Annotated in this window: 13 protein-coding genes; all 13 read left to right on the plus strand. The window is 62.1% G+C overall.

The window, feature by feature from the left end:
- Window positions 1-14: 14 nt before the first annotated feature.
- On the plus strand, window positions 15-2453 hold the full coding sequence (gene trbE / locus V5F61_RS17915; protein ID WP_393990072.1) for a conjugal transfer protein TrbE: 2439 nt from the start codon (window positions 15-17) through the stop codon (window positions 2451-2453).
- Window positions 2450-3208, plus strand: coding sequence for a P-type conjugative transfer protein TrbJ (gene trbJ, locus V5F61_RS17920; protein ID WP_393990073.1), 759 nt, complete (start codon window positions 2450-2452; stop codon window positions 3206-3208). Before trbE ends, trbJ begins: the two co-directional genes overlap by 4 nt.
- A gap of 10 nt (window positions 3209-3218) precedes the next feature.
- A complete protein-coding gene (gene trbK-alt / locus V5F61_RS17925) occupies window positions 3219-3488 on the plus strand; it encodes a putative entry exclusion protein TrbK-alt (RefSeq protein WP_393990074.1) in 270 nt (89 codons plus the stop codon).
- A gap of 2 nt (window positions 3489-3490) precedes the next feature.
- Window positions 3491-4813 carry a P-type conjugative transfer protein TrbL gene (gene trbL / locus V5F61_RS17930; protein ID WP_393990075.1) on the plus strand — a complete coding sequence of 441 codons (1323 nt, stop codon included), beginning with the start codon at window positions 3491-3493 and terminating at the stop codon, window positions 4811-4813.
- Between the two features lie 2 nt (window positions 4814-4815).
- Window positions 4816-5499 (plus strand): conjugal transfer protein TrbF, encoded by a 684-nt coding sequence (gene trbF / locus V5F61_RS17935; protein ID WP_393990076.1) that lies wholly within the window; start codon window positions 4816-4818, stop codon window positions 5497-5499.
- The gene (trbG, locus tag V5F61_RS17940) at window positions 5496-6563 is read left to right on the plus strand and encodes a P-type conjugative transfer protein TrbG (RefSeq protein WP_393990077.1); all 1068 of its coding nucleotides are present in this window, start codon (window positions 5496-5498) and stop codon (window positions 6561-6563) included. The genes trbF and trbG overlap by 4 nt, the downstream gene beginning before the upstream one ends.
- Window positions 6560-7783 (plus strand): TraB/TrbI/VirB10 family type IV secretion system protein, encoded by a 1224-nt coding sequence (locus V5F61_RS17945; protein ID WP_393990078.1) that lies wholly within the window; start codon window positions 6560-6562, stop codon window positions 7781-7783. Before trbG ends, V5F61_RS17945 begins: the two co-directional genes overlap by 4 nt.
- A 1-nt stretch (window position 7784) precedes the next feature.
- Window positions 7785-8015 carry a DUF2274 domain-containing protein gene (locus tag V5F61_RS17950; RefSeq protein WP_393990079.1) on the plus strand — a complete coding sequence of 77 codons (231 nt, stop codon included), beginning with the start codon at window positions 7785-7787 and terminating at the stop codon, window positions 8013-8015.
- A gap of 294 nt (window positions 8016-8309) precedes the next feature.
- Entirely contained in the window at window positions 8310-8516 is a 207-nt protein-coding gene (locus tag V5F61_RS17955) for a ribbon-helix-helix domain-containing protein (protein WP_393990098.1), read from the plus strand.
- A complete protein-coding gene (locus V5F61_RS17960; protein WP_393990080.1) occupies window positions 8513-11725 on the plus strand; it encodes a helicase-related protein in 3213 nt (1070 codons plus the stop codon). The genes V5F61_RS17955 and V5F61_RS17960 overlap by 4 nt, the downstream gene beginning before the upstream one ends.
- Window positions 11722-12507: a DUF4391 domain-containing protein gene (locus V5F61_RS17965; protein ID WP_393990081.1), complete on the plus strand. Its 786-nt coding sequence runs from the start codon at window positions 11722-11724 to the stop codon at window positions 12505-12507. The genes V5F61_RS17960 and V5F61_RS17965 overlap by 4 nt, the downstream gene beginning before the upstream one ends.
- Window positions 12504-14453 carry a GmrSD restriction endonuclease domain-containing protein gene (locus tag V5F61_RS17970; RefSeq protein WP_393990082.1) on the plus strand — a complete coding sequence of 650 codons (1950 nt, stop codon included), beginning with the start codon at window positions 12504-12506 and terminating at the stop codon, window positions 14451-14453. Before V5F61_RS17965 ends, V5F61_RS17970 begins: the two co-directional genes overlap by 4 nt.
- Window positions 14450-16354: a site-specific DNA-methyltransferase gene (locus V5F61_RS17975; protein ID WP_393990083.1), complete on the plus strand. Its 1905-nt coding sequence runs from the start codon at window positions 14450-14452 to the stop codon at window positions 16352-16354. Before V5F61_RS17970 ends, V5F61_RS17975 begins: the two co-directional genes overlap by 4 nt.
- Window positions 16355-16362: the final 8 nt, after the last annotated feature.

Consider the following 16362-nt stretch of genomic DNA (forward strand, 5'->3'; position numbering starts at 1 on the left):
AGGGGAGCGCGGCCATGATGAACCTCGTCGAATATCGCAGCCGTAACCGCCGGCTCGCCGATTTTCTGCCTTGGGCGGCCTTGGTCGGCCCCGGTATCGTGCTCAACAAGGATGGCTGTTTCCAACGCACCGCGGGCTTCCGTGGTCCCGACCTGGATTCGGCCGTGCCCGCCGAACTGGTCGCCGTCGCGGGTCGCCTCAACAACGCCTTCCGTCGTCTCGGGAGCGGATGGGCGATCTTCGTCGAAGCGCAACGTCATGCGGCCGGCACCTATCCCGCGAGCCGCTTTCCCGATGCCGCCTCGGCGCTGGTTGATGCCGAACGGAAAGCCGACTTCGAGGAAGCGGGTAGCCATTTCGAGTCGAGCTACTTCCTGACCTTCGTCTATCTACCGCCGGCCGAGGACGCCGCCCGCGCCGAGACGTGGCTCTATGAAGGCCGCGAGAAGACCGGCATCGACGCGCACGAGGTGATGGCCAGCTTCGCCGATCGCACCGACCGGCTGCTGCATCTCATTGAAGCCTTCATGCCGGAATGCCGCTGGCTCGATGACGGTGAGACACTGACTTATCTGCACGGCTGCGTGTCCACGCACCGTCATCGCGTCCGCGTTCCCGAGACGCCGATGTATCTCGACGCGCTCTTGGCCGATCAGCCGCTCACCGGCGGGCTGGAGCCGCGGCTGGGAGCGCAGCACCTGCGCGTCCTGACCATCACCGGCTTCCCGACTACGACCACGCCGGGCCTACTCGACGAGTTGAATCGGCTCGCCTTTTCCTATCGCTGGTCCACCCGCGCGATCCTGCTCGACAAGACCGAAGCCACCAAGCTGCTCACCAAAATCCGCCGCCAATGGTTCGCCAAGCGCAAGTCGATCGCCGCGATCCTCAAGGAAGTGATGACCAACGAGCAATCCGTACTGATGGACACGGATGCCTCGAACAAGGCAGCGGACGCCGATCTCGCGCTTCAGGAGCTGGGTGCCGATTACGCCGGCATCGCCTATGTCACCGCGACGGTGACAGTGCGGGATATCGATCCGCGTGTCGCCGACGAGAAGCTGCGGCTGGTCGAGAAGGTCATCCAGGGCCGCGATTTCACAGCGATGGTGGAGACCATCAACGCGGTCGACGCCTGGCTCGGCAGCCTGCCGGGGCATGTCTACGCCAACGTCCGGCAGCCACCGATTTCCACGCTCAATCTCGCCCACATGATCCCCCTCAGTGCCGTGTGGGCGGGGCCGGAACGGGACGAGCACTTCGGCGCCGCCCCCTTGCTCTTCGGCAAGACCGACGGCTCGACCCCGTTCCGGTTTTCCCTTCATGTCGGTGATGTCGGCCATACCCTGGTTGTTGGTCCGACCGGCGCCGGCAAATCGGTGCTGCTGGCGCTGATGGCCTTGCAGTTTCGCCGTTATGCCGGGGCTCAGGTGTTCGCCTTCGATTTCGGTGGTTCGATCCGCGCCGCGGCACTCGCTATGCGTGGCGACTGGCACGACCTCGGTGGTGGATTGACGGACGGATCGGAAACCTCCGTCAGCCTGCAGCCGCTGGCGTGCATCGAAGAGACCGCCGAACGCGCCTGGGCCGGGGACTGGATCGTCGCCATCCTCACCCGCGAAGGCGTCGCCATCACGCCGGAGGTCAAAGAACATATCTGGACGGCGTTGACCTCGCTCGCCTCCGCGCCAATCGAAGAACGGACCATCACTGGCCTCTGCGTCCTCTTGCCGTCGAATGACCTGAAGCAGGCGCTGCGGCCCTACTGCATCGGTGGAGCGTGGGGCCGGTTGCTCGACGCCGAGAGCGAACATCTCGGCACGGCCAGTTGCCAAGCCTTCGAGACCGAAGGGCTGATCGGCACGGACGCCGCCCCGGCCGTTCTCGCCTATCTCTTCCATCGTATCGAGGATCGGCTCGACGGATCGCCGACGCTCATTATCGTCGATGAGGGCTGGCTCGCGCTCGACGACGAGGGCTTTGCCGGCCAGCTTCGCGAATGGTTGAAGACGCTCCGGAAGAAGAACGCCAGCGTCATCTTCGCCACGCAGAGCCTTTCGGACATCGACGGCTCGGCAATCGCGCCCGCGATCATCGAGAGTTGCCAGACGCGGCTGCTGCTGCCGAACGAGCGGGCGATCGAGCCGCAGATCACCGCCATCTATCGCCGCTTCGGCCTCAACGATCGTCAGATCGAGATCATCGCGCGCGCCATGCCGAAGCGCGACTACTACTGCCAGTCCCGGCGCGGCAACCGGCTGTTCGAGCTGGGGCTCTCCGAGGTGGCGCTGGCGCTGTGCGCCGCATCCTCGAAGACCGATCAGGCGGCCATCGCGAAGATCGTTGCCGAACATGGCCGTGACGGCTTCCTCGATGCCTGGTTGCGCCATCGCGGCGCCGGCTGGGCCGCCGACCTCATTCCCGACCTCACCAATCTGGAGACACGCTCATGACATCGCGCCGTCTGCGCGCGGCGCGCTTCGCCGCTGCCTTGCTTTCCGCCTCCGTCGCCGTCGCACCGATGCTGCCGATGCCCGCGCACGCCATTATCGTCTTCGACCCGTCGAACTATGCGCAGAACGTCCTTCAGGCTGCCCGCGCGCTCCAGCAGATCACCAATCAGATCACCTCGCTTCAGAACGAAGCGCAGATGCTGATCAACCAAGCCCGCAATCTGGCGAGCCTGCCATATTCGTCGCTCCAGCAGCTTCAGCAGTCCGTGCAACGGACGCAGCAGCTTCTCGGGCAGGCGCAGAACATCGCCTACGACGTTCAGCAGATCGATCGGGCCTTCCAGCAGAAATACTCGACCGCCTCGATGTCGGCGTCGGACCAGCAACTCGTCGCCGATGCCCGCTCGCGCTGGCAGAACACGGTCGGCGGTTTGCAGGACGCCATGCGCGTGCAGGCCGGCGTCGTCGGCAACATCGACACCAACCGTGCGCAGATGTCGACGCTTGTCGGTGCCAGCCAGTCGGCGACCGGCGCGCTCCAGGCGACGCAGGCCGGCAATCAGCTTCTCGCCCTCCAGGCGCAGCAACTCGCCGACCTCACCGCCGTCGTCGCCGCCAATGGCCGGGCACAGGCGCTCAGCGATGCCGAGCGCGCGGCCGCCGCCGAACAGGGTCGCGAGCAGCGCCGTCGCTTCCTGACGCCGGGCACGGGCTATCAGCCCGGTTCGGCCAAGATGTTCTACGGCAACAACTGAGGGCGCGGCGATGGACGGCAAGACCCTCGCACGCATCGGCGCCGTCGCCTTCGTCGCGGTCGCAATCACCGCCACGGTGATCGAACTGACGCGTACCGACGGGACGACGGAGATCCGCACGGTCAGCCGTCCTCACGTCAGCGATCCCGGATCGCTGCGCGCCACGCTCCGGCAGTGCCGCGACATGGGCGAAGCCGCCGGTCGTGATGCGATCTGCCTGAAGGCATGGGCTGAGAACCGCGACCGGTTTCTGGGCGCCACCCTGCCGGAGGCGCATTGATCATGGGCGGCTCCGGCGTCATCGACCATTTCCTGGAGGTCTTCACCCGCTACATCGACAGCGGCTTCGGCCTGCTGCAGGGCGAGGTGGCCTTCATCGCCACGACGTTGATCGTCATCGACGTGACACTGGCCGCGCTGTTCTGGTCGTGGGGCGCCGACAACGACATCATCGCGCGGCTGATCAAGAAGACCCTGTTCGTCGGTGTCTTCGCCTACATCATCGGCAACTGGAACAACCTCGCGCGCATCGTCTTCGAGAGTTTCGCGGGGCTCGGCCTGAAAGCGTCCGGCACCGGCTTCTCGGTCAGCGATCTCATGCGTCCCGGCAAGGTGGCGCAAACCGGCCTCGACGCGGGCCGGCCGCTGCTCGACTCCATCTCCGACCTGATGGGTTGGGTGTCGTTCTTCGAGAACTTCATTCAGATCGCCTGCCTGCTGTTCGCCTGGGCGCTGATCCTGCTCGCTTTCTTCATCCTCGCCGTCCAGCTCTTCGTCACCCTGATCGAGTTCAAGCTGACGACGCTGGCCGGCTTCGTGTTGATCCCCTTCGGTCTCTTCGGCAAATCCGCCTTCATGGCCGAGCGGGTGCTCGGCAACGTGATATCGTCGGGCATCAAGGTGATGGTGCTCGCGGTCATCATCGGCATCGGCTCGACCCTCTTCTCCGAGTTCACCGCCGGCTTCAACGGCGCGACGCCGACCATCGACGACGCCATGGCGATCGTGCTGGCGGCGCTGTCGCTGCTCGGCCTCGGCATCTTCGGTCCCGGTATCGCCAACGGCCTCGTCTCCGGTGGTCCGCAACTCGGCGCCGGAGCGGCGATCGGAACCGGTCTCGCCGCCGGTGGCATGGCGATGGCGGGTGCCGCGGCGGTCGGTGCGGCCGCGTCCGGTGGCACGGCATTGGCAGGAGGTGCCGCTGCGGCCGCTCGCGGCGGGGCGACGTTCGCCGGTGGGGTATCAACCGCCTACGGCCTCGGCGCTGCCGGACATACTGGCGCGACAGGCGCCGCAGCGGGTCTCGGCAATGTCGCTGGCACTGGTGCTTCCAAACTCGGCTCTGCCATCGCCAGCCCATTTCGGCGTGCCGCCGCGTCGATGAGGGAGAGCTTCGAGGCGGGCGGTCGATCGGCCGTCGGCGAGAGCGGCGCCTCCGATGCCGCCGCATCCTCATCCGCAACCACTGACGGCCCGCCCGCTTGGGCCAAGCGCATGAAGCGCTCTCAGGCGATGTCACACGGCGTCCAGGCCGCCGCCCATGCGGTCAAGTCCGGTGACAGCCATGGCGGCGGCGCTTCCGTCAATCTCTCCGAAGGCAACTGACCATGTTCAAACGACCTGCCGCGCATTACGGCAAATCTCCCGAACCCGAGACGCCCTATCAGCGCGCCGCCCAAGTCTGGGACGACCGCATCGGTTCGGCTCGTGTGCAGGCGAAGAACTGGCGCCTGATGGCTTTCGGATCGCTGGCCTTGTCGGCGGGTCTCTCCGCCGCCTTGGTCTGGCAATCGCTGAGCGGCTCGGTCGTGCCGTGGGTGGTGCAGGTCGACAAGATCGGCGCAGCACAGGCCGTCGCTCCAGCAACCGCCGATTATCGGCCAACCGATCCGCAGATCGCCTTCCATCTTGCGCGCTTCATCGAAGAGGTTCGCTCGATCCCGGCCGACGCGATCATCGTCCGCCAAAACTGGCTCAGGGCCTACGATTTCACCACGCAGGCCGGAGCATTGGCGCTCAACGACTACGCCCGCGCCAACGACCCCTTCACCAAGGTCGGCAAGACGCAGATCGCCGTCGATGTCTCGAGCGTCATCCGCGCGTCGCCCGACAGCTTCCGCGTCGCCTGGGTCCAGCGGACCTATCAGGACGGTTCGCTCGCCTCCACCGAGCGCTGGACCGCCATCCTGACCGTCGTCGTTCAGGTGCCGCGCGACGCCGAAAAGCTTCGGGCCAACCCGCTCGGAATCTACGTCACCGCCATCAACTGGTCGAAGGAGCTGACCCAATGACGCCGACCTTCCGCAAAGCCGCCCCCGGACAAGCGGGACGTCCGGCCTTCCTCACCTGCAGTTTTCAGACTTTCCGTAAATCCGCCTTGCCGCTTCTCTTGGCTTGCACATCCGTGCTCACCGGCTGTGCGACCGCGCAGAAGCCGCCTGAAATCTCCTATGACGATGCGATGCCTGCGGTTCAGACGGCCGATCCGCCGGCGCCGGTCCGGGTGGTGGAATTGCCGAAGCCGCTTCCGCTGCCCGGCCAGTTGAAGCCCGTCGGCAAAGACGGCAAGCCGACGCCCGAACTGCCGGACCCCGCCGCGCGGGTGAACGAGGCCAATGCCGCCGCGCGGATGCAGCCGGTCAGGAACGGCTTCATCAACGCCATCCAAGTCTATCCCTTCGTCGATGGCGCGCTCTATCAGGTCTACACCGCGCCTGGGCAGATCACCGATATCGCCTTGCAGCCCGGCGAAACTCTGGTCGGTGCCGGTCCGGTTGCCGCCGGCGATACGGTGCGCTGGATCATCGGCGACACCGAGAGCGGCGCAGGCGCGACGAAGCAGGTTCATATCCTCGTAAAGCCGACGCGGCCCGAGTTGATGACCAACCTCGTCATCAACACCAATGCGCGCACCTACCACATGGAGCTGCGCTCGACCGAGAAGACCTATATGGCCTCGGTGTCGTGGCAATATCCGCAGGATCAGCTCATCGCGCTGCGTCGGCAGAACGCCGAGGCGCAGGCCGTCCAGCCGGTGGCGACCAGCATCGATCTCACGCGCGTCAACTTTCGCTACGAGGTGACCGGCGATCGCGCGCCGTGGCGGCCGCTACGCGCCTTCGACGATGGCAAGCAGGTCTTCATCGAGTTCCCGCGAGGCATCGGCCAGGGCGAGATGCCGCCGCTCTTCGTCGTCGGTCCGGAGGGCGACACCTCGGAACTGGTGAACTATCGCGTGCGGGACAACTACATGATCGTCGACCGGCTGTTCGCCGCCGCCGAGCTGCGTTTCGGCGCGGACAAGAACCAGAAGCGCGTTCGCATATCCCGCACCGACGGGAGGCCGGCGTCGTGAGCGAGATCGAACCCGATCGTCAGAAGCCGGACGCGGACGACGATGCCCGGCCGCTGACCGGAGAACCGGTCGCGCCGATGCGGCTACGGCCTGAACCGCCGCGCGTGACGCGCCTGTCGCGAAAGGTGTTGATCGCCCTTGGCCTGCTTGCCGGCACCGGTATCGGTGGCACGTTGATCTACGCGCTTCAAACCCGGCACAGCGGCAAGACGAACGAGGAGCTCTATTCGACCGACAACCGGACGACGCCCGACGGCCTTGCCGCCTTGCCGAAGGACTATGCCGGCATCCCGAAGCTCGGCCCGCCGCTGCCGGGCGACCTCGGCCGCCCCATCCTCAGCGCCCAGAATGCCGGCCAGCCGGTGCCGACGCCGGGAATTGCGACGCCCAATCCGGGGATCAGCCAGGAAGAGCAACGCCGAATCCAAGAGCTGGAGGCCGCGCGGACGGCGCGTCTCTTTGCCTCGACCGAGACGCGGCCAGCCAGCACTGCTGTGGCACAGCCGCAAGCTACCGTCGCGCCGCAGGCGGACCTCGCCAGTCTCGGGCTCGCGCCACCGCCCGCGACGCCTTCCGCGCAGGATCGTCAGCTCGCGTTCCTCAATCAAGCACCCGACAAGCGCACGGTCTCGCCGGATCGTGTCGTCGCACCTGCATCGGCCAACGTGCTTCAGGCCGGGGCGGTGATCGCGGCGGCGCTCATCACCGGCATTCGGTCCGATCTACCCGGTCAGATCACTGCTCAGGTCACGGAGAACGTCTATGACAGCCCGACCGGACGCGTCCTGCTCGTGCCGCAGGGCACGCGGATCATCGGTCAGTACGACAATGGCGTCGGCTTCGGTCAGCGCCGCGTGCTGCTGGTCTGGAACCGGCTGATCTTCCCCAATGGCCGTAGCATCGTCCTTGAGCGCCAGCCCGGCGCGGACGCCGAGGGCTATGCCGGGATGGAAGATGGCGTCGATTACCATTGGGGTGAGCTGTTCAAGGCCGCGGCGCTGTCAACGCTGCTTAGCGTGGGTGCCCAATCCGGATCGTCGAGCAATGACAGCGACATCATCCGCGCGTTGCGCAACGGTGCATCCGACAGCATCAATCAGACCGGCCAGCAGATCGTGCAGCGTCAGCTCAACATCGCCCCGACGCTCACCATCCGACCGGGTTTCCCCGTCCGTGTAATCGTCACCCGCGATCTCGTGCTCGAGCCCTACGGAGGCTGACATGGCAAAGCTGAAACTCGGCCCGATCGCCGACGACAAGCCGGTGAAGGTGACACTGGAACTGCCCGCCAGCCTTCATCGCGACCTCACCGCCTATGCCGAAATCCTCGGCCGAGAGGCGGGCCAAGCCGCTGCCGATCCCGTTCGTCTGATCGTCCCCATGCTGGAGCGGTTCATGGCAACGGACCGGGGATTTGCAAAGGCGCGGCGGGGCAGGCCTGAGCCCCGTTAAGAATCCAATGTGGGCCGCCGAACCATCACAGTCCTCGCTTTCGGCTTACACGCATTCTCGACATTTCGGAGCATCCGCTTCGGAAAAAAGCTTTATATAAAGTGCCTTACAGGCAGAGCGCGTCCGGTTGCAGCATTCCCTCGACGAGTGCCGAACACTTCCATTGGTGCTTCGGGCCATCTTGTTCAGCTCATGCAGCACGGCTTCGGGCACCCTCCTGGTGAAAAGTGCATCACTTTGTTGAAGTCTGATGCGCGAGCCGGTAGGTTGATACGAGGAACCGTGAGGATGGAAATGAACGAGCGTCCGCGCAAGGCAACGCGACTGACCGTGAGTCTGGAAGAACAAGATTATCAGACTCTGTGCCAGATCGCGTTATCGAGGGACGCTTCGGTCTCGTGGGTCATCCGCCAGGCGATTCGCCAATTCATCGAAAGCTCGTCGGAAGCCCGTCATCCACCCCTTATGTCTCGGCCGCCTCGAAAGGGTGGTGAGGCATGAGGCTTGTCAGAAACAGTGGGACGGATCGTGGTGTCGACAGGTTGCGCGAATGGCTGGATCAGGGCGCTCTCATAGATATCGTTTCCCCGTCCTTTTCGCTGCTTGCTTTTGCCGAGCTTCGAGGCGTCCTCGATCGGATCGAGCGGTGCCGACTGTTGCTCGGAGACGCCAGTTCGGTTCTTCCAGGCCTTCTCGGGGGTGAAGCTGACATCGTCTTCCGGGGACAACTCCAAGGGCGTTGGCTCGCGCGCCTCGTTGCCGATTGGGCCCGGAAGCGGGTTGAAATTCGACACGCACGCCGGTCGCCGCCTCAGTCGCTGATACTCGTCAACGGCAAGCCTGACTTCCGTCGAGCCATGGTCGGCACATGCTCATTCACGTCTGATGGTCTGGGTGTCACACCGAGCGGTCGCTTGGGGTTGGTTCAGGCAACCGAGTCTGATGCCGAGACTGCTGATTTCTCGGAATGGTTTCGCTCGAACTGGGATGACATCGAGGCGAACCCATCGGCGAAGGCTCACTTTCTAAACGCGCTGGAAGAAATCGCCTCGCAGCGCGCGCCATCGCTCGTCTATTTCCAGATCCTCTATCAGGTCTTCAAGGACCTGGGTAATGAGCTAGACGAAGAGCGGATCATCAAGTCGGCGACCGGCATTCGAAACACCGTCGTGTGGAAGAAGCTGTTTCGCTTCCAACGCGATGGAGTCGTGGGTGCGATCGATAAATTGGAGAGGATCGGCGGCTGCATTATTGCTGACAGTGTTGGCCTCGGAAAGACATTCGAAGCGCTCGCAGTCATAAAGTACTATGAGCTTCGCAATGATCGTGTTCTCGTGCTTTGCCCAAAGCGCCTCCGTGATAACTGGACCCTCTATAAGGCAAATGACCGCCGTAATATTCTGTCTTCAGACCGGTTCAATTATGATGTCTTGAACCATACGGATCTGTCGCGCGATGGCGGTGTATCCGGCGACATCGACCTCACCCACGTCAACTGGGGCAACTACGACCTCGTGGTCATCGACGAGTCGCACAACTTCAGGAACAAGCCGACCCACAAGGACCGCGACAGCCGCTACGACCACCTCATGAAACGGATCATCCTGTCAGGGGTGAAGACCAAGGTGCTGATGTTGTCCGCGACGCCGGTCAACAACCGTCTTGCCGACCTCAAGAACCAAATCGCATTTGTAACAGAGGGAAATGACGTTGCTCTTGCAGCCAACGGCATTCCAAGCATCGAGGCGACGATCCGTAAAGCGCAGGGCCAGTTCAATCGTTGGCTCGACCTTCCAGAAGGCGAACGTCGGCCAGCTAGACTTATGGATATGCTCGGCTTTGACTACTTCAAGCTGCTCGACATGCTGACGATCGCCAGGTCGCGAAAGCACGTGCAACGCTATTACGGGGTCGAGGAAACGGGGCAGTTTCCTGACCGGCTGCCGCCAGTGAACATCAAGGCAGACGTTGACCTTACGGGTGAGTTTCGGCCTATTCGCGAGGTCAACAACGAAATTCGTCGCCTTACTCTCGGTGCCTACGCGCCACTGCGATACGTGTTGCCACACAAGCAGGCGGCGTATGACGAGAAGTACAGCACGAAGATTCGAGGCGGGGATCAGTTCTTCCGTCAGCTCGATCGAGAGGAGAGTCTCATCCACCTCCTGCGCGTGAATATCCTGAAGCGTATGGAGAGTTCAGTCGCGTCGTTCTCCCTGACCATCGAACGTCAGCTCGCGGACGTTGATGCTCTGCTCGCCAAGATCGACGCCCATGACGGCTCGATCGAGGAAATTCCGATCGACGACGTGGATGTGGACGATCCCGCATTCGAGCCGCTGCTCGTCGGCCGAAAGGTCAAGGTGCTTCTCCAGGACGTTGACCGTATTCGCTGGCGACAGGATCTCGTCGAGGACCATGAACGCTTGGCGGCGCTTCTAGCCGCCGCACGTCTTGTTATCCCCAAGCGTGATGCCAAGTTGGCTGCGCTCAAGCGGCTGATTGTTGAGAAAGTCCGCTATCCGATCAACCCGGATAACCGGAAGATTTTGCTGTTCACGGCGTTCGCCGATACGGCGGACTATCTCTACCGCGAGTTGGCCGATTGGGCGCGGTCGGCGCTTGGCCTGCATAGTGCAGTCGTTACCGGCGCTGGGGCGAACAGGACCACATTGCCGGGTGTTCGCGGGGACATGACCAGTATCCTCAGCTCCTTTTCACCAAGATCCAAGGAACGCCCCGCTGAGCTTGCCGCTGAGGGTGAAATCGATCTTCTGATTGCCACGGACTGCATTTCGGAAGGTCAGAACCTTCAAGACTGCGATTACCTCGTCAACTACGATATCCATTGGAATCCCGTGCGGATCATCCAACGATTTGGCCGTATCGACCGGATCGGTTCCCGCAACTCCAGAATCCAATTGGTCAATTTCTGGCCGAATATGGAGTTGGACGAGTACCTCGACCTCGAATCCCGCGTCAGCGGACGCATGATGCTTCTGGACGTGTCGGCCACGGGCGAGGAGAACGTCATCGAGTTCCAGGCAGGCAACGAAATGAACGATCTGGAATACCGTCGCGCGCAGCTTCAGAAGCTGCAGGACGCCGTGATCGATCTCGAGGACTTGTCCAGTGGCGTTTCCATCGCCGATCTTACGCTCAACGATTTTCGGATCGATCTGGCGGGCTATCTGGGGGCCAATCGGGATCGACTCGACGCGTTGCCGCTCGGCACCTACGCTGTCACTGATGCACCCGACGAGGGAGAGAACCCGGTACCGCCGGGCGTCATCTTCTGCCTGCGGGCCGTCGGCGATGCGGCTTCCTCCGTCGCCGAGCCGGGTTATCCGCTGGCACCCCATTACGTCGTTCATGTCGGAGAGGACGGAGAAGTCCTCCTTCCCTACACGCAGGCGAAGCAGGTGCTCGACCGTCTGAAGAAGCTCAGTCTCGGCCGCGACCAGCCGGATCAGGCGGCTTATGGGCGGTTCGACAAGGCGACGCGCGCAGGTCGCGACATGGAACCCTACCGCAAGCTGCTTGCCCGTGCCGTCGGCACCATTGTTGGCAAGCGCGAAGAGCGAGCGGTCGCCAGCCTGTTTCAAATGGGTGGCACCCACGCTGTGAAGGGTGAGTTTGCCGGCATCAATGACTTCGAGGTCGTCGCGTTTCTGGTCGCTCTGGCTCCGACGACGGACGTGGCGCCATGACGGAGGTGGCGGCAACTGACCCGATCATAACGGCTCTGGATTTGCCGCCGGGGGCGCGCCTTGACATGCGCGTGCCGAAAAAGACGCTGCTTGAGCAAGGTGCGCCGACGACGGCCGACAAGCGCGCCATCCAAGACGGCATCGAAGAGATGCAGTGGATCGCCGCGCTCAAGCCCAATACCGTCGCCATACCCGCCTTCGTGGACGAAGGCCGGAACTATTCGGAGATTGCTGTCCTATCCGCGATGCTTCGCCCCGAGGCCCGTTCGGCCCGTCTCACTGAACTCATTCATCGCGCCATTCCGTATCCGGTTCTGCTGGTCACACTGTCCGGCTCGCGTGCGGCCGTGTCGGTCGCCCCCAAGCGGGCGGCGCAGAACGAAGGAAACAAGGTGGTGGTGGAGCGTCTCGTGATAGCGGACGAGATTGATCCGGACGCCCCTACTGCGATGGAACAGTCATTCCTGGAAAGCCTGGCACTTGCACTGCAACCTACGCGCGATTTATCGACGGTGTACGATGGCTGGCTGGTTCGGATCGAGGCGCTGAATGCGGCGCGCTTGTCGGGTCAGTTCGTACTCGCCAACGAAGCCGATCGAATCGACCGCCGCCGCGCGGCGCTGGAGGAGCACGCGCGGCTTTTGCGCGAGATCGCGCAGTTGCGCGCGCAGGCGGGTCGCGCCAAACAGATTAATCAACGAGTTAATTTGAACCAGAAAATCAAGGCGGTCGAAGCCGCGATCGACCGCGCCAAGCGGTTGATGCTGGGGGATGTTGAATGAAGATTTCCACGATCCTGGACCATATCGACAGCGGGCACATGGCGCTACCCGAATTCCAGCGCGGTTATGTCTGGAACCGCGATCAGGTCCGGGGCCTGTTCGACTCGCTCTACCGGAGGCATCCGGTCGGCGGCCTGCTTGTGTGGGCGACGGAGGCCAAAACGGCTGCGCATCGCGGTGACGGTCCGATCGCGGCGGGCATCGTCAAGCTCCTGCTCGACGGTCAGCAACGCATGACCTCGCTCTACGGTGTGGTGCGCGGGAATCCGCCGAAATTCTTTGATGGCAACACCCAGGCCTTCAGCGGCTTACGGTTCCATCTCGGAACAGAGACCTTCGCCTTCTACCAGCCGGTCAAAATGCAGGACGATCCGCTATGGATCGATGTGACCGCCCTGATGAAGGCGGGGAACGCCGGGCTTGGGGCATTGATCGCTCAGCTCTCCGCCGATCCTGCTCATGTGACGAATGTCGGCGCTTATGTCGGCCGGCTTGGCGCTCTGCTTGGGGTCACCGAGATCGATCTGCACGTCGAGGAGGTCACCGGCCAGGACAAGACCCTCGATGTCGTCGTCGATATCTTCAACCGGGTGAACAGTGGCGGCACCAAGCTGTCGAAGGGCGACTTGGCGCTGGCCAAAATCTGTGCCGAATGGCCGGAAGCCCGCGACTCCATGAAGGCCAAGCTGAAGGAGTGGACCGCCGCCGGCTACCAGTTCAACCTCGATTGGCTGCTGCGCTCCGTCAATACGGTTCTGACCGGCGAGGCCAAGTTCAGCTATCTCCACGACAAGGGCGCGCTCGACATTCAGGACGGTTTGAAGCGCGCCGGCAAGCATATCGATGCGAGCTTGAATTTCATCGCCGGGCGCCTCGGGCTCGATCATGACCAGGTGTTCTTCGGCCGTTTCGGTGTGCCCGTCATGGTGCGCTACATGGACAAGGCGAAGGGGCCGCTGGACGCCAAGGAACGCGACAAGCTTCTGTTCTGGTTCGCCCAGGCGGGCATGTGGGGGCGCTTTTCGGGGTCGACGGAAACGTTTATCGATCAGGATCTGGCCGCCCTCGAAGGGGCGAACGGCGGCTTGGACACGCTGTTGGAACAGCTTCGGCTCTGGCATGGCGGGCTTCGAGTCGAAGCCGGTCACTTCACCGGCTGGAGCCTCGGCGCGCGGTTCTATCCAGTGCTCTACATGCTGACCCGCATGGGTGAGGCGCGGGATTGGGGGACGGGCTTGCCTCTGCGCGCCAGCCTGCTCGGGAAAATGAGCCGCCTGGAGGTGCATCACATCTTCCCCAAGGCGCAACTCTACAAGCTGAAACACCGCCGAGCCGACGTGAACGCGCTTGGCAATTTCTGCTTCCTGACCAAGGACACGAATCTCAACATCAGCGATCGCCTGCCGGAAGAGTATTTCCCGGAGATCGAGGCACGGCATCCCGGCGCGCTGGCGTCGCAGTGGATACCGGCCGACCCCGCGCTGTGGAAGATCGAGCGCTACCTCGATTTTCTCGAAGCCCGCAAGGCGTTGCTGGCCGCTGAGGCAAACCGTCGCTTCGAGGATTTGCTCCATGGCGATACGCGCTGGCTCGGCACGGCGGCGCCGGTCGCGGAAGCCCAGGCGCAGGCCGTGGGCGGCATTACGAGCGAGGTCGAGGAAGCCGAACTCGAAGCCCTCAACGATTGGGTCAACGGCCAAGGCTTGCCGCGTGGGATGCTCGGCTTCGACTACGCCGATCCGGTCACGGGTGCGCAAAAGGCGCTGTTCGATCTGGCGTGGCCGGACGGACTTCAGCCCGGCTTGAGTGCCCCCATTGCCGTATTGCTCAACGAAGGTCCGGAGATCCTCGCCTTGGCGAGCAAGGCGGGATTCCACTGCTTCACGTCCTCGGCCGATTTCCGCACCTATGTCGAAACCGAAATTCTGCACCTGGAAGCGGCGTGACCGCTGCCGTGCCTCGATTGCACCTGATTGAGTTGGAAAAAATGAAGAAACTTGATGTCGAGAGCCCCGAGACCAAGAGCGCCGATACCGTCTCCGGCAACGTCGAGGTGCTGAAGTCCCTGTTCCCCGACGCCGTAACGGAAGGGAAGATCGACTTCGAGGTGCTGAAGCAACTGCTCGGCGGCGTGGTGGACGAGCGCGAGGAGAAGTACGGGCTGGACTGGCATGGCAAGCGCCGCGCCCGGCAGATCGCGCTGACACCGTCTACTGGCACGTTGCGGCCTTGCCCGGAAGAAAGTGTTGATTGGGATACGACGCGGAACTTGATGATCGAGGGCGATAACCTCGAAGCGCTGAAACTCTTGCAGAAGAGCTACGCCGGAAAGGTGAAGCTAATTTATATTGACCCGCCTTACAACACAGGCAAGGATTTCGTCTATCCGGATGATTTTAGAGATAGTATCTCAAACTACCTGCAACTCACAGGCCAGGTAGAGGGCGGGCGCAAGATTAGCTCGAATACTGACGCATCCGGTCGTTTTCATACCGACTGGCTCAATATGATCTATCCTCGTCTAAAACTAGCCAGCTCGCTATTGAGCGGCGATGGCGTCATTTTCATAAGCATTGACGACACGGAAGTTGCACGCCTCAGAATTGTTTGCGATGAGATTTTTGGTGAAGAAAATTTCAGAGCCGATATTTCTTGGCAGAAAAGATACACCCGCAGCAACAACACTGTCGATTTCACCGACGTTGTTGAGCATATAATTACATATGCACGAAGCGACATATTTTCCGTCAATCTTTTGCCTCGAACAGAGGAGGCGGACGCAAGATATACGAATCCCGATCGTGATCCGCGGGGTGTCTGGAAAGGCGCCTCTTTTCTGAATCCCGCTTCACCATCTGAAAGACCTAATCTCTGCTACCCGCTCGTGAATCCAAAGACGGGAAGCGTTACAAAGCCGACGACGAATGCGTGGAGAAGGTCAAAAGAGGCATTTGAGCAGTTGCAGTCTGAAGGCAGGCTTTATTGGGGACCTCACGGCGATCAGGCGGTTCCATCGATAAAGATGTTTCTTTCAGAGGCACGTGGAATGACGCCTATCAACCTCTGGACTCATGATTACGCGGGGAACACTGATGAAGGCACACGTGATCTGGAGCAATTGATCCCCGGAAAAGTTTTCAATAACCCAAAGCCGGTTCAGCTTATAAGACGTGTTCTTGAACATGGCACTAATGACGACAGTATTGTTTTGGATTTTTTCGCAGGTTCCGGGACTGTCGCACAGGCAGTTATGGAATTGAATGCAATCGACAGTGGGGCCAGGCGCTTCATCGCAGTTCAGCTTCCAGAGCCAATTGAAGACGGAAACTTCAGGACGATATCCGAAATCACGAAAGAGCGGATGAGGTGTGCGGGCAAAAAGGTCAAGGAAGCTAACCCAATGTTCAATGGCGACGTTGGCTTTCGCGTCTTCAAGCTAGCCTCGTCAAACATCCGCGCGTGGGAGCCCGATGCCTCGGATATCGAAGACAGTCTTCTGAAGAATGCCGAGCACCTCGTTCAGGGGCGCAAGGAGCAAGACGTGCTCTATGAGCTCTTGCTCAAGCTTGGCCTTGATCTCTGTGTGCCGATCGAGACGAAGACGATGGCCGGCAAGACAGTTCATTCCATTGGCGGTGGCACGCTGATCGTCTGTCTCGCTGACGGTCTGACCAAGGACGTCGTTGAGGAACTCGCGAAAGGCATCGTTGAATGGCGGAAGGCTTTGGCGCCGGCCGTTGATACACGTGTCGTGTTCAAGGACACCGGCTTCGCCGATGACATCGCCAAGACCAACATGGCCGCGATCCTGAACCAGGCCGGCATCTCCGACGTCCGTAGCCTGTGAGGACGGTT

Origin of the sequence: Xanthobacter sediminis, from assembly GCF_043195015.1 — a bacterium.
Taxonomy (GTDB): Bacteria; Pseudomonadota; Alphaproteobacteria; order Rhizobiales; family Xanthobacteraceae; genus Xanthobacter.

Coding starts and splice junctions, on each gene's coding strand:
- trbE (WP_393990072.1), top strand. CDS start 15: ATGATGAACCTCGTCGAATATCGCAGCCGTAACCGCCGGCTCGCCGAT.
- trbJ (WP_393990073.1), top strand. CDS start 2,450: ATGACATCGCGCCGTCTGCGCGCGGCGCGCTTCGCCGCTGCCTTGCTT.
- trbK-alt (WP_393990074.1), top strand. CDS start 3,219: ATGGACGGCAAGACCCTCGCACGCATCGGCGCCGTCGCCTTCGTCGCG.
- trbL (WP_393990075.1), top strand. CDS start 3,491: ATGGGCGGCTCCGGCGTCATCGACCATTTCCTGGAGGTCTTCACCCGC.
- trbF (WP_393990076.1), top strand. CDS start 4,816: ATGTTCAAACGACCTGCCGCGCATTACGGCAAATCTCCCGAACCCGAG.
- trbG (WP_393990077.1), top strand. CDS start 5,496: ATGACGCCGACCTTCCGCAAAGCCGCCCCCGGACAAGCGGGACGTCCG.
- V5F61_RS17950 (WP_393990079.1), top strand. CDS start 7,785: ATGGCAAAGCTGAAACTCGGCCCGATCGCCGACGACAAGCCGGTGAAG.
- V5F61_RS17955 (WP_393990098.1), top strand. CDS start 8,310: ATGAACGAGCGTCCGCGCAAGGCAACGCGACTGACCGTGAGTCTGGAA.
- V5F61_RS17960 (WP_393990080.1), top strand. CDS start 8,513: ATGAGGCTTGTCAGAAACAGTGGGACGGATCGTGGTGTCGACAGGTTG.
- V5F61_RS17965 (WP_393990081.1), top strand. CDS start 11,722: ATGACGGAGGTGGCGGCAACTGACCCGATCATAACGGCTCTGGATTTG.
- V5F61_RS17970 (WP_393990082.1), top strand. CDS start 12,504: ATGAAGATTTCCACGATCCTGGACCATATCGACAGCGGGCACATGGCG.